Genomic DNA, 17,824 nt, shown 5'->3' on the forward strand with positions numbered 1-17,824 from the left:
TTCCTCCCGAATCTGCTTGGGACATCATTTAACTGAACCAATGGAATTGCGACAGGCTTCCAAGCAGGAAATAATTGATCATCAGCACGAGAAAACAAGCCGTATTCCACAGTGCAGCGACCTTTCCTTGCAGCTCTTTAATCAGCCTGATATAAAGATAATAGCTGTACAGCAGCAGGACGACAAACGAACCAAGCACTTTGGCGTCAAACCAATACAGCGTTTCTAGTGAGACATACGCCCAAATGACGCCGAGAATCAAACTCAGCAGCAGCATCGGAACCCCGATCACATTTAAAACATACGCCATATAATCAAGCTTTGATAAATCTTCTATTCTCAACAGCCATTTTCCCCACTTTTTCTTTTTCAGCAGATGATATTGAAACATGTACAACACAGAAAAAACGAAAGAAAGGGAAAAAGCACCGTATGAAAGAATCGCCATTGTAATATGAATCACCAAAAGTTCTGACACAAGCTGCCCGGAAAAAGCCGCTGACTGCTGCTCTGTCGGTGAAAATGTGTGAATGGCGATCATAGAAAATCCTATAACATTTGTAAAAAACACAATAAAGTCAACACGTAAAAGCTTTGTCAGTACAAGTGACAGCGTGACAAGCACCCAGGCATAAAAATAAAGCGCCTCCGTGACATTTAATACCGGAAACCGCCCCGTCACCCACATAAAATAGGCCAAATACACGGTTTGCAGAGTCCAGACAATAGAAAGCAACCAGAAGGCCATTTTTCCAGCCTTCCGGTTGTGTTGAAGAAAATCTATAAAATAAAAGAGTACACTTAACGCGTAAATGACGATTGTCCCCTCATTAAGTCTTGCCATTGCAGTATCAATCATTCAGCTTTCACTCACTTACAAGTGGGCTAAAGCCCGCTTTTGATTCAGCCTTTTTAAAAGAGTGGACCTTCTGGCTGCTTTCAAGGGTTTTCATCATTTGACGTCCCGCAGCTTCTTCAATATCAAAAATCTGCATAAACAACGCGAGCTTTTCTTCAGAATCAACATCTGCTGCAAGCTCTTTCACCTTTAAAATCGGATCACGCAGCATTTGGTTAATGATACTTTTGGTGTGTTTGTTCAACAGTTTTTTCTCTCTTGTGCTTAAATGAGGCAGCTTACGCTCGATGCTGTCCATCGTTTCTGACTGGATGGCAAGCGCCTTTTCGCGCAATGCAGAAATAACCGGCACAACACCAAGTGTATTCATCCATTGTTTAAATTCGACAATGGTTTCTTCAATTAACAGTTCAACTTTTTCAGCGGTTTCTCTCCGCTCTTTCATGTTCGCTTCTACAATGCCTTCCAGATCGTCGATATCATAAAGAAAAACACCTTCAAGATCATTCAGCGCCGGATCAAGATCTCTAGGCACGGCAATGTCCACCATAAACAGCGGACGTCCCTTGCGAAGCTTATTCGCGTTTTCCATCATCTCTTTGGACACGACAAATTCACTTGCACCGGTTGAACTGATTAGAATATCAGCCTCCGCAAGCGCGCTTTCAAGCTGATTCAAGCTTCTCGCTTCACCGGAGAAACGGTCAGCAAGCTCTTTCGCTTTCAAGTATGTTCGGTTAATGACAGTGACCTTGCCGATTCCTTGTCCGTGCAGGTTTTCCGCAGCAAGCTCGCCCATTTTTCCCGCACCGAGAATCAATATGTGCTTGCTTGAGAGATTTCCGAAGATTTTTTTAGCAAGTTCAACTGCAGCATAGCTTACAGACACCGCATTTGAGCCAATGTCTGTTTCGGCGTGAGTCCGTTTGCCGACTGTAACGGCCTGCTTAAACAGCTCATTAAAAATAGTCCCGATCGTTTTTTCTTGCTGAGCTGTTTTAAAGCTGTCGCGTACCTGTCCGAGAATCTGCGTTTCGCCAATCACCATAGAGTCAAGTCCGCAGGCTACACGGAATAAATGCTCAACAGCTGCATCGCTCTCATAAAACGTTAAGAACGGTGACAGCTCTTCTTTGCTTAATTGAAACCAATCAGCTAAGAACTTTTTTATATAATAACGGCCGGTATGGAGCTGGTCGACTACCGCATAAATTTCAGTGCGGTTGCAGGTGGAGACAATGATGTTTTCCAGAATGCTTTTCTCTTCTTTCAGCTGCACCATTGCGTCTGCCAGCTCATTCGGCTGAAAACTTACTTTTTCACGTATCTCAATAGGGGCGGATTTATAATCTACTCCCACAACAAGTATATGCATCGCTTTAATTACACCCCCAACACCCAATCTTAATTTATAATTATTCTAACATAGAACTCATTATTTATAATAATTATAACATAGATTCTTTCACAAAATGTGAACAGATTTTAAAATTCTTATGCTATATTAGAAAAAGCTTCAGGGAAAAGAAGCATTCCTATTGACAATACCAAAAACAGCAGAAATTTACTACACATCAGCTCTAAAAAACAAGAAGGTGATATGCATGAAACAAAAATCAATTTTATTCCCTTGTCTGCTGCTTGCCGCTTCTGTATATGCTTGGCTTGAAAGCGGCCAAGCGGAACTGTTTTCAGGACAGGATCAATGGCCTGTTCTCCTCATGCTGTTAGGCGCAGCCTTTGTATATCAAGGAAAAAAAGAAGCCGTTGCACCCCATTTCTTTATCGGTTTGCTTCTCTTCGGGATCGGTTTACACTTTTTTGCCAAGCCGAAATGGGTATGGTGGCCGGATGATTTTGAAATGCTTCTCTTTATGATCGGCTTCTCACTACTCGTTTCAACCGTTCAAAAAAAAGAATATGTATATGAGGCTGTGTCGATGATTTGTTTTTCCCTGTTTTTGTACTTTTTCAAACAAATTATGGCGTGGCTTGAGTCTGCGCATATTCCAACAGCACTTCTGAAGGAGTATTGGCCGTTTGTCTTTATTGGAATCAGTTTATTGTTATTATTGATAAAACGGAAAAAATCTATACGATAAATAAAACCGGTAGAGGATTCTCTACCGGTTTATCATTTTTTTGATCGCTCCCCAAGCTTCGTCTTTCCCCTTTTTCGTTTCTGAGGAAAAGAGAATCAGCTCGTCTTCCGGATCAATATTTAATGTTTGTCGGACAACCTTCGCGTGTTTGTCCCATTTTCCTTTCGGGATCTTATCCGCCTTTGTAGCGATAATAATAACAGGAATGCCGTAATACTTTAAGAATTCATACATCTGTACATCATCATTGGATGGCGCATGCCGCAAATCAACGATCTGTACCACTGCTTTTAATTCCTCGCGTGTCGTGATATAGGTTTCAATCATTCTGCCCCAAGCTTCACGCTCAGACTTTGACACTTTGGCAAAACCGTACCCCGGCACATCCACAAAATGCAGTTCATCATTGATAATGTAGAAATTAAGCGTTTGTGTTTTTCCAGGCTTTGACGATGTTCTCGCAAGATTTTTGCGATTGATTAATGAATTGATAAAAGACGATTTTCCTACGTTTGATCTTCCGGCCAATGCAATTTCCGGTAGCCCTCCTTCAGGGTACTGTTCCGGTTTTACTGCACTGATCACGATTTCTGACTTTGTGACTTTCATTTCTTCTCTCCTACTAAGGCATGTTCCAAAACTTCGTCTAGGTGGGATGCCAATATAAATGTCAGCCCCTCTCTGACGCTTTCAGGAATATCCTCTATATCTTTTTCATTCTCTTTAGGCGCAATAATGGTCTTCAATCCCGCTCTATGTGCGCCAAGCGCTTTTTCCTTCAGTCCGCCGATTGGCAGCACGCGCCCGCGAAGCGTAATTTCCCCAGTCATGCCGACTTCACGAGAAACTGCCCGCCCCGTTAAAGCAGAAACAAGTGCTGTTGCCATCGTAATGCCGGCTGACGGACCATCCTTAGGCACCGCACCCTCTGGTACATGTATATGAATATCATACTTCTCATGAAAGTCAGGTTCAATGCCAAGTTCTTCTGTTTTGGATCGCACATAGCTGAATGCTGCCTGAGCTGACTCTCTCATTACATCTCCGAGCTTTCCAGTCAGGATTAATTTCCCTTTTCCCGGTGAAAGCGATACTTCAATCGAAAGCGTATCTCCGCCAACGGTTGTATACGCAAGCCCTGTCACTACACCAACTTGATCCTCTGTTTCAGCTTGTCCATATCTGAAAATGCGTTTTCCGATAAAATCTTGAAGGTTCTTCTCAGTAACCGTAATTCGTTTTCGCTCTTCAGCAACAATGGCTTTTGCAGCTTTACGGCAAATTGCGGCAAGCTGGCGTTCAAGGCTTCTTACACCCGCTTCTCTCGTATAGTAACGAATAATGTCAAGAATCGCCTGATCACGCAGCTGCAAGTTGCTTTTCTTCAGCCCGTGTTCTTTGATCTGCTTTGGAAGCAAGTGATCCTTTACGATTTCGAGTTTTTCTATTTCTGTGTAGCCTGCGATATTAATAATTTCCATTCTATCTCTGAGCGGCCCTGGAATTGTAGCCAAATTGTTCGCCGTTGCGATAAACAGCACTTTTGATAAATCAAAGGTTTCTTCAATATAGTGATCACTGAAGCTGCTGTTTTGCTCTGGATCAAGCACTTCAAGCATAGCAGATGACGGGTCTCCTCTAAAATCAGATGACATTTTGTCAATTTCATCTAATAAGAAAACTGGATTCAGCTTGCCGGCTTTTTTCATCCCTTGTATAATCCGTCCTGGCATTGCTCCTACATAGGTTCGTCTGTGTCCGCGGATCTCTGATTCATCCCGTACTCCTCCGAGTGAGATTCTGACGAATTTCCGTCCCAAGCTTTTTGCAATTGATTTGGCTAAAGATGTCTTTCCGACACCTGGAGGTCCTGCCAAACAGAGGATCGGGCCTTTCAGGGATTTTGTCAGCTTCTGGACAGCCAAATATTCTAAAATACGTTCTTTCACTTTTTCAAGTCCGTGATGCTCTTCGTCCAAGAGACGTCCTGCTTCTTTCAAATCAAGCTTATCATCTGTTTCATCCGTCCACGGGAGAGCAATCAGCCAGTCGATATAGCTGCGGATGACGGAGCTTTCCGCAGAACTTGACGGAATTTTTTCATATCTGTTCAATTCCTTAAGGGCTGTTTCCTTCACATGATCAGGCATGCCTGCTTCTTCAATTTTTTCAGTCAGCGTCTGAACTTCGCCAGTTTTGCCTTCTTTATCGCCAAGCTCTTTTTGGATCGCCTTCATCTGTTCACGCAAATAGTATTCCTTCTGCGTACGTTCCATTGAACGTTTGACACGCTGGCCGATTTTTTTCTCAATCTCCAGCACTTCTTTTTCATTATTAATAAAATCAATGACCTTGTTCAGCCTGTCTTTGACATCTGCCGTTTCTAAAATATCCTGCTTATCCTTTAGTTTAAGGGGCAGATGAGAAGCAACGATGTCTGCCATTCTCCCCGGCTCTTCGATATCAGTAACCGTGGCGTACGTTTCGGCCGAGATTTTTTTAGAAATTTTTATGTACTGATCAAAGTGGTCTAGCAAAGTCCGCATCAACGCTTCGTCTTCTGTATCTTTTGAATCATCTTCATGAATGAGTTGAATGTCAACCGACGTGTATTCCTCGTGTTCATTATATTTAACAATTTGGGCGCGCTTGAGGCCCTCCACCAACACACGAATCGTACCGTTCGGAAGCTTCAGCATTTGTTTAATTTTTGTATAGGTGCCGACAGTGAAAATCTCGTCTTCACCAGGTTCGTCTATCGAAATATCCTGCTGAGTGGCTAAAAATATCATATGATCATGCATCATTGCCTGTTCAAGAGCCTGAACCGACTTGTCACGTCCTACATCTAAATGCAAAACCATCGTCGGGTACACTAATAAACCTCTTAAAGGGAGGAGCGGGATGCTGCGTTTTAATTCTTCTGCCATGTGACTGACACCTCCGTGACTTTAGTATGAACCATTATAATACAACTTTTTCATCCTTGTACAATAAACGGCATGGTTCCATTTTCTATAAAGCAGTCTCCTCGTAGTATACCCTTTCTTTCTGATATGAAAAAGGAAAAGATGTCCTTCATGAAAAAAACCCTATTATAAAAATAGGGTTTAAACGGATTCTTTATTAATTTCAATATGGAACGGTTTTTGTTCCGTTGGCGGATTCACTAAAATTTCATCAAGCACTTCTTGGAACGTCTTCACTGCAATAATCTCGATTTCGTCAATCTGCTTTAAGATCGCCTGCTGATTTTCATGTGGGATAATCACCTTTTTCGCACCGGACTGCTTGGCCGCTTTTATTTTCGGTATAACGCCTCCGATAGGTTTCACAAGGCCGTTCAAGCTGATTTCGCCTGTCATCGCAACGGTATTGTCAATAGGAATTTTGTGTATCGCCGAGAAAATCCCCGCCGCCATCGCGATGCCCGCTGACGGACCATCAATCGGAACCCCTCCTGGGAAATTGATATGAATATCATAATCAGACGGCTTCATTCCCATTGTCCGGAGCACGGTTAACACATTTTCAACCGAACCCTTCGCCATGCTTTTTCGCCTGATTGATTTTGATTGGCTGCCGATGCTTTCTTCTTCAGCTATTCCTGTGATATTAATTGATCCTTTATCTTGAGCCGCGGTTACACTCACTTCGATTTCCAGAAGCGATCCGCTGTTAGGCCCATAGACTGCAAGCCCATTTACAATGCCGACCTGCGGTTCAACACCGATTTTTTGCTCATGCTTCGGTGTAAGCTGACTAGAGTGGATGACCCATTCAATATCCTCAATGGTAATGTCTTTCCGATTCTCCGTAACAGCCATCCCCGCTGCGATTTGAATCATATTGACAGCTTCCCGTCCGTTCCTCGTATAGCTGGTCAAAAGATCGAGGCCTTCTTCAGAGATATTTTTTTCAATTTTATCCGCTGCTGTTTTGGCAACAGTTTTCAGTTCGTCCTTTTCAAGCTCGCGGAAAAAAACCTCCAAACAGCGGGACCTGATAGCTGGCGGAATTTCGTTTGGCATTCTTGTGGTTGCGCCAATGAGGCGAAAATCAGCCGGCAGCCCATTTTGAAAAATATCATGAATGTGATTCGGAATTTGTGTATTTTCCTCACTGTAATACGCACTGTCTAAAAAGACTTTTCTGTCCTCAAGCACCTTCAGCATTTTATTCATTTGAATAGGATGCAGCTCCCCTATTTCATCAATAAACAGCACACCGCCATGGGCATGAGTGACAGCTCCCTGCTTCGGCTGCGGTATCCCAGCCTGCCCCATTGCTCCGGCCCCTTGGTATATCGGGTCATGGACAGAGCCGATGAGCGGATCGGCAATTCCTCTTTCATCAAAACGGGCTGTTGTCGCATCGAGTTCCACAAAAACAGCTTGCTCTTTAAACGGTGATTGTTTATGTTTTTTTGCTTCTTCCAACACAAGCCGCGCAGCAGCCGTTTTTCCAACTCCCGGCGGTCCATAGACAATGACATGCTGAGGATTCGGTCCGCACAAAGCCGCCTTTAATGCTTTAATACCGTCTTCCTGTCCGACAATATCTTGAAAGCTTTTGGGGCGGACCTTCTCAGATAATGGCTCGGACAAGCTGATAGCGCGCATTTTCCGAAGCTGCTCCATTTCCTTCTTTGATTCTTTATCTATCGTGACCTTTTGTGTCCTTTGATTTTTAAGCAAATTCCAAAAATACAAACCAATGATGATCCCAAAAAACAGCTGAATAAATAACGCGATCCCTGTCCAACTCATGGTGGTCCCTCCTGAAAAACAATTTATGTATCCAATTCATTCCTCTGATTGCTAGTATCTCCCATAGGAGGCGGGAATAAACGTTTTTCCGGAAGAGTTTACATGCAAAAAACCTCCTGAATGATTCATTCAGGAGGTTTGTGTTTATCTTTATGCAGATGTTTTATCTTGGCTAACCTCAGTGCCGTCTTTTAATAAAAGGCGAGGAGGCTCTCCGTGTGTCACAGTTGCCCCGGTAATCACACATTTTTCAATGTCATCACGAGAAGGCAGCTCAAACATCACATCAAGCATGATGCCTTCAATGATAGAACGGAGTCCGCGTGCGCCAGTCTTGCGTTCAATCGCTTTTTTAGCGATTTCAGAAAGCGCTTCTTCTTCAAACTCAAGCTCAACGTTGTCAAGCTCAAGCATTTTCTTGAATTGCTTAACAAGAGCGTTTTTCGGTTTTGTTAAGATCGCAACCAAAGCTTCTTCGTCAAGCTTTTCAAGGCTTGCAATAACCGGAAGACGTCCGATAAACTCAGGAATTAACCCGAAGCGGAGCAAATCTTCAGGAAGCACTTTTGAAAGAAGATCTTCTTTTTCAAGATCAGCAGCTTTGTTGTCAGCACCGAATCCAATCACTTTTTGGCCTAAACGGCGTTTGATGATTTGTTCGATACCATCGAAAGCTCCGCCACAGATGAACAAAATATTTGTTGTGTCAATTTGAATGAATTCTTGATGAGGATGCTTACGTCCTCCTTGAGGCGGCACGCTCGCCACTGTACCCTCAAGAATTTTAAGCAATGCCTGCTGTACGCCCTCACCTGACACGTCACGTGTGATAGACGGGTTTTCAGATTTTCTAGCCACTTTATCGATTTCATCAATATAGATAATGCCTTTTTCGGCTTTTTCCACATCATAATCAGCAGCTTGAATGAGTTTCAAGAGAATATTCTCTACATCTTCACCCACGTATCCAGCTTCAGTCAAAGATGTAGCGTCTGCAATCGCAAACGGCACATTTAAAATGCGAGCCAACGTTTGCGCCAGAAGGGTTTTACCGCTTCCTGTAGGTCCGATTAATGAAATATTACTTTTTGAAAGCTCAACATCATCGACTTTGCTGTTGGAGTTAATGCGCTTATAGTGGTTATACACAGCAACAGCAAGTGATTTCTTCGCTTGATCTTGGCCGATGACATATTCATTCAAGATTTCACGAATTTCCTGAGGCTTTGGTACGTCTTTAAATTCTACTTCTTCTTCTGTTCCGAGTTCTTCCTCTACAATTTCAGTGCAGAGTTCGATACATTCGTCACATATATATACACCAGGCCCAGCTACAAGCTTACGAACCTGATCTTGTGTTTTTCCACAGAACGAGCATTTTAATTGTCCTTTTTCCTCGTTAAATTTAAACATTCTTTCACCCCTTAATCTTGTCTCACTTTTTCTTTTACCGGCAGAGCAAAAGAAAATGATTCTTGAAACGAAACGAGTATGTATTGCATTTTACCATACTTTCCAAAAAGACGGTAACAATGTGTTTCTGACTTGCACATTCTATATGTATGACAAAAAACTGCCCTGCATTAACTATCTTGCCCCAAGAAAAAGAGATAACTCATAATTGTACAAAACAAGGCACGAATGATTCGCGCCCTGTTTTATTATTACTATTATTATGCACCATATTAACGGTTTTCTACAAGAAAATCAATTGCTTTGCGAACTTTTAAATCTTCTTTCATCGCGTCAGTAGAACCGATGGCTTGTTTAATATTTTCAACAGGCATGTTGTATGCTTCAGACATTTTTGTAAGCTCAGCATCAACTTCCTCATCTGATACTTCAAGGTTTTCCGCTTTCGCAATCGCCTCAAGAGTCAGGTTAGATTTTACGCGTTTTTCAGCATCTTCTTTCATTTGCTCTTTTAACGCAGCTTCATCTTGGCCTGAGAATTGAGTGTAAAGCTCAAGGTTCATGCCTTGCATTTGCAGACGCTGTTCGAATTCTTTCAGCATGCGGTCAAGCTCAGTGTCAACCATTGCTTGCGGCACATCGATTTCAGCATTTTCAGAAGCTTTCAGAACAAGCTCTTCACGCAATTTAGCGTCAGCTTCGTTTTCTTTCGCTTCTTCTAAACGTTTCTTAGTTTTTTCAGTTAATTCAGCGAGTGTTTCCACTTCTTCATCGATATCTTTAGCGAATTCATCGTCAAGCTCAGGAAGCTCTTTCGCTTTGATTTCGTGAATTTTCACTTTGAACACAGCTGGTTTGCCTGCAAGATCTTCAGCATGGTACTCTTCAGGGAATGTCACTTCAACATCCTTCTCCGCACCTGCTTCAAGGCCAACTAATTGATCTTCGAAGCCAGGGATGAATGAACCAGAACCTACTTCTAGAGAATAGTTTTCAGCTTTTCCGCCTTCGAATGCTTCGCCGTCAACGAATCCTTCGAAATCAAGAACAACTGTGTTTCCTTCTTCAACAGCGCCTTCTTCTTTTACAACAAGCTCAGCTTGACGCTCTTGAAGCGCTTTTAGTTCGTTTTGAACATCTTCGTCAGTTACAGTTGTGTCGTCTTTTTCAATGCCTAAGCCTTTGTAGTCGCCAAGCTTCACTTCAGGTTTTACTGTTACTTTCGCAGTGAAGATTAAGCTTTCGCCTTTTTCGATTTTTTCAACATCGATTTCAGGACGGTCTACAGGCTCGATTCCAGCTTCTTCAACCGCTTTAGGGTATTCTACAGGAAGAAGAATATCCAAAGCATCTTGGTAAAGAGCTTCTACGCCAAAGCGCTGTTCGAATAATCCGCGAGGAATTTTACCTTTACGGAATCCAGGAATTGAAACTTGTTTTACTACTTTTTTAAATGCATCATCAAGTGCTGTTTTAAACGTTTCAGCATCAACTTCAACCGTTAAAACGCCTTCGTTGCCTTCTTGTTTTTCCCATTTTACAGACATGTGTTTCCCTCCAAAAATCTATTCAGGTTGTGTCGGTCTTCCATTCTAAAGCAATCATTCGGCTTCGTCCAACAAAAACAAAGCTGCCAAAGATCAGAATCATTATGTATAGATGTTAATAATGAACTGCAAAGCCTGTCCAACCGTATTTCTTATAACCCGTTATACACAAATACAACCACTATATTATAACATAACACATAGCGCTTTCAACTATATGGCGTGATTTACAAATAAGAAATTTCTTCAATATCTTTTATCATTGTGCAAGCTTCATCGAGTTCTCTGTCGGTAAATTCATACATCATATGAAGTTCTTCTCTTTCAATTTCAATCCCGTGCATCTCGTAGCCGACTTTATGCAGGGCAGCCGCCCAAAGATCAGCCGACAGCAATTTCGGCTGGAACGGATATAAAACGTATAAATGTCTTCTCCACAATTCTTCTACGGCCGCATATAAGGTTGGATTTTCATTTCCAAGTGTCTCATCCAGCACCCTGAGAACACGGTGCAGAATCGGAGCGGCATCAGGCGGGACAATCTCAGACGGGTCAATTGTCAACGACTCGCCAAATTTACTAATGTGCACAGGTTTGCTGTACTCATGCTCGGCCAACAGCATGACAATCATCGTTTTGATAATCGGGTGGGCTGAGGGGTCTTGAAGGATTGTTTTGAGCAATCCTGTATACTTTGCTACGTTACGGTCTTTTAAGGAATGAATGAGATTCATTTGCTCCTCAGGGCTTGCCAGCACTTTCTCGGTGTCAATTGTATCCTCGTATTCTTCAGCCCAAGCCTCGTCCTCTCGATCCGGATCGGTCATTTTCCGGCTGAAATCAAGCAGCTTGTAAAATTGCTCGGCGCTTTCTGCCGGCAGCTGATTTTCTTCCAAAACGGCTTCAATAGTGCTTTTGACTTCTTCGTATTTTTTAAGCTGAATTAAGATGGTCATGTACACCTGCAAAACCGTAAAATAATGGCCATAACCTTCTTTGAGCATCTTCTCGCACACACTTTTTGCCTCTTCCAGCTCGCCCAGCTCTAAAAAGCAGATGGCCATCCCTAAGTGAAGATCAGATTCAGTATCATCATATTTCATTGCTTCTGAAAACAGCTCAAGCGCTTCTTGATACTTTTTTTCCTTGAGTGATGACATCCCTTTTTCCACGAGGCGGTCTTTTAGATGAGGAAAAGGAATAATTTTTGCGTTTTTCTTGTCATGCGTCATACCTATATTCCTTTCAGGCATTTATTTTGTTCAAGTGTATCAACACCTGTGAACAAACACAAGAAATGAAAGGTTTCACCAGGCAAAAAAAGCCGCCGGACAAAGACCGGCCGCTTCTTCAGGCTTGAAGCCAAGAGCTTCTTTTCGATTCAAATAGCTTGATTTCATCTTCAAGCAGCAGCGTTAATGAAATTTCATCATAGCCGTTGATGAGCATCTCTTTCCAATGCGGATCAACTTCAAATGAAATTTGATTGCCTTCACTGTCATGAATCAGCTGATTTTCAAGGTCAACAGTCATTTGCAATGACTGGTTTTCATACTGGCTGACTAGCTGTTTCCAATTGTCATATGGCATGCGGATTGGAAGCATCCCGTTTTTAAAGCAGTTCTGATGGAAAATATCAGCAAATGACGGCGCAATGATAATTTTAAACCCATAATCATCAAGCGCCCACGGAGCGTGTTCGCGCGATGATCCACAGCCGAAGTTTTCTCCTGCTATTAAAATGGAAGCTCCTTGATAAACAGGCTGGTTTAATTCAAATTCAGGATTCGGTTCACCATTCGCATCATATCTCCAGTCAAAAAATGCAAAACGCCCGTAGCCTGTTCTTTCAATCCGCTTCAAAAATTGTTTAGGAATAATCTGGTCAGTATCAACATTGATCCGATTTAATACGGCCGCTTTCCCCGTATGTGATTTCAAAGGTTCCATCTCGCGCACTCCTTACACAACTGTTTTTTCCTGATAAAACTTTCTGACATCAACGAAGTGTCCGTGAATGGCAGCCATCGCAGCCATTGCCGGGCTGACGAGATGTGTTCTTGCACCTTTTCCTTGTCTTCCCTCAAAGTTGCGGTTAGAGGTTGACGCACAGCGCTCTCCCTCAGGAACAACATCATTATTCATACTCAAACACATGCTGCAGCCTGACTCTCTCCACTCAAATCCAGCTTCCAAGAAAATCTGGTCAAGCCCTTCTTGTTCAGCCTGAAGCTTCACACTTTGGGATCCTGGCACGACGATGGCTCTAACGCTGTCAGCTACCTTCTTCCCTTTGATCATATCTGCAGCCTGACGAAGGTCTGTCATGCGGGAATTTGTGCAGGAACCGATAAATACGTGCTCCACTTTAATGTCTTCGATTTTCTGATGGGGAGTCAGCCCCATATATTCATAAGCTCTAATCGCTTCTTTTTTGTCATCTTCTGCAGAAAAGCTTTCCGGCGCTGGAACTTCAGAATCGACAGGAAGAACCATTCCCGGGTTAATGCCCCATGTCACCATAGGAGAAATGTCGTTGCCGTCAAGGACGATAGATTTATCGTAAACAGCGCCCGGGTCTGTGCGCAGCGCTTTCCATTCCTCTACAGCCTTGTCAAATTCTTCGCCTTTTGGCGTGTACTTGCGGTTTTTGCAATATTCAAATGTTACCTCGTCAGGTGCAATCAAACCTGCTCTTGCTCCTGCTTCAATTGACATGTTGCAAACGGTCATTCGTTCATCCATCGTCATATTTCTGAATACTTCCCCAGTGTATTCAATGACGTAGCCAGTGCCGAATTTCACACCGTATTTACCGATGACAGCAAGAATGACATCCTTTGCCGTTACCCCTTTTTGAAGCGTTCCATCTACACGCACTTCAAGTGTTTTCGGACGCTGCTGCCAAAGAGTCTGTGTGGAAAGGACATGTTCAACTTCACTCGTCCCGATTCCAAATGCAAGAGCGCCGAAAGCGCCATGTGTCGATGTATGACTGTCGCCGCACACGATCGTTTTCCCTGGAAGCGTTAAGCCCAGTTCAGGGCCGACGACATGGACAATCCCTTGATCCACACTGTGAAGATCGGCAAGGCGCACGCCAAATTCTTCACAGTTTCTTTCAAGCGCCGTTACTTGGCGTTTCGCAACTTCATCCTTTATCTCAAAACGATTGACGGTCGGGATGTTATGGTCCATTGTCGCAAATGTGTTTTGGGGTCTTCTGACCTTTCTTCCCTTTTGTCTCAAACCTTCAAATGCCTGAGGTGACGTCACCTCATGAATGAGATGCAAATCAATATAGAGAAGATCGGGTTTTCCCTCACCATGTTTTACAATATGCTGATCCCAAATCTTTTCGATGATTGTTCGAGGCATCATCTTTATTTCCTCCCTCTACCTATGAACTAAGACCGCTTATCGTAAGCTGTCACACATTAGAAATTGTATTTTCACTCATGATTGCTGCCTTAACTTCCTCCGTAATGGCCTGAGTGCTGCTGAACTCTTCACCCCGTGCCAAGTCTCTTGTTCTTTTTCCGGAAGCCAAGACTTTGTTTACCGCATCTTCTACAGCTTTCGCTTCCTCTTCAAGCCCGAAAGATGTTCTCAAAAGCATTGCCGCTGACAATATGGCCGCGAATGGATTTGCCATCCCTTTGCCGGCAATATCAGGCGCGGAGCCATGAACAGGCTCAAACAGATGAAGACCGGAGCTTGATAGGCTGGCTGACGGGAGCATCCCGAGTGATCCTGTAAGCATCGACGCTTCATCGCTTAAAATGTCACCAAACATATTTTCAGTCACCACGACATCAAATTGATTCGGTGCATAAATCAGCTGCATGGCTGCATTATCCACAAGCATGTGCTCCAGCTTTACATCAGGAAAATCTTTTGCAACGTCCTCAGCCACTTCACGCCACAGTCTGCTTGATTCTAGAACGTTTGCTTTATCAACAGAGGTTACTTTTCCTTTTCTGGCTGCTGCCATTTTAAAGCCCTCTCTGATCACGCGTTCAATTTCCGTCCGCTTATAAAACAGGGTGTCTACTGCTTCCTGCTCACCTTCAGTGTTTACATAGCGTTTGCTCGGCTGGCCGAAATACAAGCCGCCTGTCAGCTCTCGGACGATAACAAAATCAACATGATCGATGTATTCTTTTTTCAAAGGCGAAGCGTCAGAAAGGCTTTCAAACACCTTCACTGGACGTAAATTCGCAAACAAATCAAGCTGTTTTCTGATGCTGAGCAGCCCTTTTTCCGGTCTCAGCTCCGAAGGGTTTTGATCCCATTTCGGTCCGCCGACAGCGCCAAGCAATATTGCGTCTGCATTTTTACAAGCGGCAACGGTTTCCTCTGGGAGGGGGTTGTTATGTTTGTCAATCGCCGCCCCTCCAATCAGGCCATATTCAAATTCAAATTCATGGTTAAAGCGTTCGGCAACACTTTTCAGTACGTCTGTCGCTGATTCTAATACTTCAGGGCCGATCCCGTCTCCGGGCAATAGAGCAATACGTTTCTTCAAATTAACCGTTCTCCTTTCTTTTATGATCCGACAGCTGTGTGGTTTTTAAGTCCGCTCATATTCGACTCGAAAACCAATTGACGGTTTACTGCGTTCAAATAGGCTTTCGCTGATGCTTCTAATACGTCTTGCGCTATGCCCCGCCCTGCTGATTCCTTTCCGTTCACCAAAACTCTTACATACACCTGGGCAAATGCATCTTCGCCTTTTCTGTTAGACTGAATGCGGTAGTCTAAGAGCTCCACGTCTTTATCGATGCAGCGCTCAAGCGTGTTGTAGATTGCTTCCACACTTCCGGCCCCAGTTGCAGCTTCCTGAATAAGCTCTGCGTTTTCTTGATTTTTCAAAGAAAGAGTAGCCGTAGGGACCTGACTAGTTCCGTAATGTACTTGCAGAGAAAGAAATTCATACCCAATCTTGCGATCTGTTACTTTTTCTTCTAAAATAAGAGAAACAAGATCCTCATCAGTGATTTCTTTTTTCTTCTCAGTCAACTCTTTAAACATCGTAAAGAATTTATTAATCTCTTCACTGTCAAATTGGAATCCTAAAGCAGTCAACCGGTCTTTAAATGCGTGGCGTCCAGAATGTTTACCTAGGACAAGCGCATCTGCGGTTACACCGACAAGCTCCGGCGAAATAATTTCATAAGTTGATTTCTCTTTTAAAAAGCCGTCCTGATGGATGCCTGATTCATGAGCAAATGCATTATCGCCCACAACTGCTTTATTGCGCGGGACAGCCATGCCGGTCAGCTTGCTTACTAAATCGCTTGTTCTCTTAATCTCGTTCAATGTAATTCCTGTTTCAACTTGGTAGAAATCTTTTCTGATATGAAGGGCAACGGCAATTTCCTCTAATGCCGCGTTTCCGGCTCTTTCACCGATCCCGTTCACAGCGCATTCAATTTGATCAGCGCCATTTTCAATCGCAGCAAGAGAGTTTGCAACTGCCATTCCCAAATCATCATGACAATGAGCTGAAAGCTTTGCTTTGTGAATGTTCGGAACGTTTTCCTTCATATATTTAAAGATATTTCCGTATTCCGCTGGAGCCAGGTAGCCGACAGTGTCTGGAAGATTGATAACACTGGCGCCTGCGTCAATCACTTTCTCGACGATTTCTGCCAGAAACGGCAGCTCAGTGCGGCAGGCATCTTCAGCTGACCACTGCACAACCGGAAAACGTTCTTTTGCGTATGTCACCATTTCAACTGCTCTTTCAATGACTTGCTCACGTGTCATTTTCAGCTTGTGTTTCAAATGAATGTCCGATGTGGCGATAAAAACATGAATTCTCGGGTAAGCACCATCCTTTAACGCTTCCCAAGCAGCATCAATATCACCTTTTACACAACGGGCCAGACCAGTCACTGAACAATTTTTAATGGTTCTAGCGATTTCCTGAACAGCTAAAAAGTCACCTCGGGACGAAGCGGGAAATCCCGCTTCAATGATATCTGCCCCGAGTCTTTCGAGCTGCTTAGCTATGGCAAGTTTCTCCTGTGTATTCAAGTTCACTCCAGGGGACTGTTCACCATCACGAAGCGTCGTATCGAAAAAATTAATTTTGCGCAACGGAGACCACCGCTTCCTTTTTCTTGCCTTGTTTCACAAACGGCATCATTTCACGAAGCTTTCTTCCCACTACTTCGATTTGATGCTCGTTCTCGCTCGCATTGATAGCATTGAAACGAGGACGGTTTACTTGGTTTTCGACGATCCATTCTTTTGCGAATGTACCGTTTTGGATATCTTTTAATACTTCTTTCATCGATTCTTTTACTTTAGCATCCACAACGCGAGGTCCTGATACGAAATCTCCCCACTGTGCTGTGTCAGAAATTGAATATCTCATTCCTGCAAGTCCTTCTTCGTACATAAGGTCTACGATTAATTTCAGCTCATGAAGACACTCGAAGTATGCAAGTTCAGGCTGATAACCTGCTTCAGTTAATGTTTCAAATCCTGCTTTGACAAGCGCGCTTAATCCGCCGCAAAGAACCGCCTGCTCACCGAACAAATCTGTTTCTGTTTCTTCCTTAAATGTCGTTTCTAATACGCCCGCTCTTGCGCCGCCGATTCCTTTTGCATATGCGAGAGCTTTGTCTCTTGCTTCTCCAGTCACATCTTGATAGATTGCGAACAATGCAGGTACGCCGGCTCCTTGCTCATATGTTCTTCTGACCAAGTGTCCCGGACCTTTAGGCGCTACCAAGAATACATCAACATCCGCCGGAGGAACAATTTGATGGAAATGCACGTTAAATCCGTGAGCAAATACTAATGATTTTCCTGCTGTCAATTCATCTTTGATTTCAGCTTCGTATACTTTTTGCTGCTGTTCATCAGGAAGCAGAACCATGATGATTTCAGCTTGGGCTGCCGCTTCTTTTACTGAAAATACTTTATGTCCGTCTTCTTGGGCCTGCGTGAAAGATTTTCCTTGTCTAACACCGACGATCACGTCTACTCCGCTTTCTTTAAGGTTCAAGGCATGTGCGTGGCCTTGCGAACCGTATCCGATAACCGCTACTGTTTTGCCTGCCAATACGTTCTCTTTGATATCACCGTTATAATATACTTTTACCATTTCAATCTCTCCCT

At 43.4% G+C, this 17,824-nt stretch carries 14 protein-coding genes; 1 reads left to right on the forward strand and 13 read right to left on the reverse strand.

Going from position 1 to position 17,824, the window contains the following annotated elements:
• Positions 1-28 precede the first annotated feature (28 nt).
• Both JQX68_RS14190 and hemA read right to left on the reverse strand, forming a co-directional pair.
• Positions 29-859 (reverse strand): cytochrome c biogenesis protein, encoded by an 831-nt coding sequence (locus tag JQX68_RS14190; RefSeq protein ID WP_003222575.1) that lies wholly within the window; start codon positions 857-859, stop codon positions 29-31.
• A gap of 7 nt (positions 860-866) precedes the next feature.
• Positions 867-2,234, reverse strand: coding sequence for a glutamyl-tRNA reductase (gene hemA, locus JQX68_RS14195; protein WP_014664862.1), 1,368 nt, complete (start codon positions 2,232-2,234; stop codon positions 867-869).
• A 229-nt stretch (positions 2,235-2,463) separates the two neighbouring features.
• On the opposite strand from hemA, the gene JQX68_RS14200 reads away from it, so the two are divergent.
• The gene (locus JQX68_RS14200; protein ID WP_015714465.1) at positions 2,464-2,961 is read left to right on the forward strand and encodes a hypothetical protein; all 498 of its coding nucleotides are present in this window, start codon (positions 2,464-2,466) and stop codon (positions 2,959-2,961) included.
• Positions 2,962-2,982: 21 nt separating this feature from the next.
• Here JQX68_RS14200 and yihA read toward each other — a convergent pair whose 3' ends face one another.
• The 11 genes from yihA to ilvC form a co-directional block, all read right to left on the reverse strand.
• Positions 2,983-3,570: a ribosome biogenesis GTP-binding protein YihA/YsxC gene (gene yihA / locus JQX68_RS14205; protein WP_014114673.1), complete on the reverse strand. Its 588-nt coding sequence runs from the start codon at positions 3,568-3,570 to the stop codon at positions 2,983-2,985.
• On the reverse strand, positions 3,567-5,891 hold the full coding sequence (gene lon, locus JQX68_RS14210) for an endopeptidase La (RefSeq protein ID WP_147772320.1): 2,325 nt from the start codon (positions 5,889-5,891) through the stop codon (positions 3,567-3,569). The genes yihA and lon overlap by 4 nt, the downstream gene beginning before the upstream one ends.
• Positions 5,892-6,071: 180 nt before the next feature.
• Positions 6,072-7,730 (reverse strand): ATP-dependent protease LonB, encoded by a 1,659-nt coding sequence (lonB, locus tag JQX68_RS14215; protein WP_040082257.1) that lies wholly within the window; start codon positions 7,728-7,730, stop codon positions 6,072-6,074.
• Between the two features lie 150 nt (positions 7,731-7,880).
• A complete protein-coding gene (gene clpX, locus JQX68_RS14220) occupies positions 7,881-9,143 on the reverse strand; it encodes an ATP-dependent protease ATP-binding subunit ClpX (protein ID WP_003229613.1) in 1,263 nt (420 codons plus the stop codon).
• A 272-nt stretch (positions 9,144-9,415) separates the two neighbouring features.
• A complete protein-coding gene (gene tig, locus JQX68_RS14225; protein WP_014664866.1) occupies positions 9,416-10,690 on the reverse strand; it encodes a trigger factor in 1,275 nt (424 codons plus the stop codon).
• A gap of 227 nt (positions 10,691-10,917) precedes the next feature.
• Positions 10,918-11,922 carry a DNA damage checkpoint antagonist DdcA gene (ddcA, locus tag JQX68_RS14230; protein WP_134975245.1) on the reverse strand — a complete coding sequence of 335 codons (1,005 nt, stop codon included), beginning with the start codon at positions 11,920-11,922 and terminating at the stop codon, positions 10,918-10,920.
• A 118-nt stretch (positions 11,923-12,040) separates the two neighbouring features.
• Complete coding sequence (gene leuD, locus JQX68_RS14235; RefSeq protein WP_014664869.1) at positions 12,041-12,640, reverse strand: 3-isopropylmalate dehydratase small subunit; 600 nt, start codon at positions 12,638-12,640, stop codon at positions 12,041-12,043.
• A 12-nt stretch (positions 12,641-12,652) separates the two neighbouring features.
• The gene (gene leuC / locus JQX68_RS14240; RefSeq protein WP_014664870.1) at positions 12,653-14,071 is read right to left on the reverse strand and encodes a 3-isopropylmalate dehydratase large subunit; all 1,419 of its coding nucleotides are present in this window, start codon (positions 14,069-14,071) and stop codon (positions 12,653-12,655) included.
• Between the two features lie 49 nt (positions 14,072-14,120).
• Positions 14,121-15,218: a 3-isopropylmalate dehydrogenase gene (gene leuB / locus JQX68_RS14245; RefSeq protein WP_014664871.1), complete on the reverse strand. Its 1,098-nt coding sequence runs from the start codon at positions 15,216-15,218 to the stop codon at positions 14,121-14,123.
• A 20-nt stretch (positions 15,219-15,238) separates the two neighbouring features.
• The gene (locus JQX68_RS14250; RefSeq protein ID WP_040082253.1) at positions 15,239-16,795 is read right to left on the reverse strand and encodes a 2-isopropylmalate synthase; all 1,557 of its coding nucleotides are present in this window, start codon (positions 16,793-16,795) and stop codon (positions 15,239-15,241) included.
• Positions 16,782-17,810: a ketol-acid reductoisomerase gene (ilvC, locus tag JQX68_RS14255; protein WP_003222549.1), complete on the reverse strand. Its 1,029-nt coding sequence runs from the start codon at positions 17,808-17,810 to the stop codon at positions 16,782-16,784. The genes JQX68_RS14250 and ilvC overlap by 14 nt, the downstream gene beginning before the upstream one ends.
• Between the last annotated feature and the right edge of the window lie 14 nt (positions 17,811-17,824).

The organism is Bacillus sp. LJBS06, assembly GCF_016924995.1.
GTDB classification, from domain to species: domain Bacteria; phylum Bacillota; class Bacilli; order Bacillales; family Bacillaceae; genus Bacillus; species Bacillus stercoris.

Excerpts from the sequence above, each read along its gene's own strand:
- yihA (WP_014114673.1), bottom strand. The coding sequence starts at position 3,570 with ATGAAAGTCACAAAGTCAGAAATCGTGATCAGTGCAGTAAAACCGGAA.
- ilvC (WP_003222549.1), bottom strand. The coding sequence starts at position 17,810 with ATGGTAAAAGTATATTATAACGGTGATATCAAAGAGAACGTATTGGCA.
- lonB (WP_040082257.1), bottom strand. The coding sequence starts at position 7,730 with ATGAGTTGGACAGGGATCGCGTTATTTATTCAGCTGTTTTTTGGGATC.
- leuC (WP_014664870.1), bottom strand. The coding sequence starts at position 14,071 with ATGATGCCTCGAACAATCATCGAAAAGATTTGGGATCAGCATATTGTA.
- JQX68_RS14190 (WP_003222575.1), bottom strand. The coding sequence starts at position 859 with ATGATTGATACTGCAATGGCAAGACTTAATGAGGGGACAATCGTCATT.
- leuD (WP_014664869.1), bottom strand. The coding sequence starts at position 12,640 with ATGGAACCTTTGAAATCACATACGGGGAAAGCGGCCGTATTAAATCGG.
- JQX68_RS14200 (WP_015714465.1), top strand. The coding sequence starts at position 2,464 with ATGAAACAAAAATCAATTTTATTCCCTTGTCTGCTGCTTGCCGCTTCT.
- tig (WP_014664866.1), bottom strand. The coding sequence starts at position 10,690 with ATGTCTGTAAAATGGGAAAAACAAGAAGGCAACGAAGGCGTTTTAACG.
- hemA (WP_014664862.1), bottom strand. The coding sequence starts at position 2,234 with ATGCATATACTTGTTGTGGGAGTAGATTATAAATCCGCCCCTATTGAG.
- ddcA (WP_134975245.1), bottom strand. The coding sequence starts at position 11,922 with ATGACGCATGACAAGAAAAACGCAAAAATTATTCCTTTTCCTCATCTA.
- clpX (WP_003229613.1), bottom strand. The coding sequence starts at position 9,143 with ATGTTTAAATTTAACGAGGAAAAAGGACAATTAAAATGCTCGTTCTGT.
- lon (WP_147772320.1), bottom strand. The coding sequence starts at position 5,891 with ATGGCAGAAGAATTAAAACGCAGCATCCCGCTCCTCCCTTTAAGAGGT.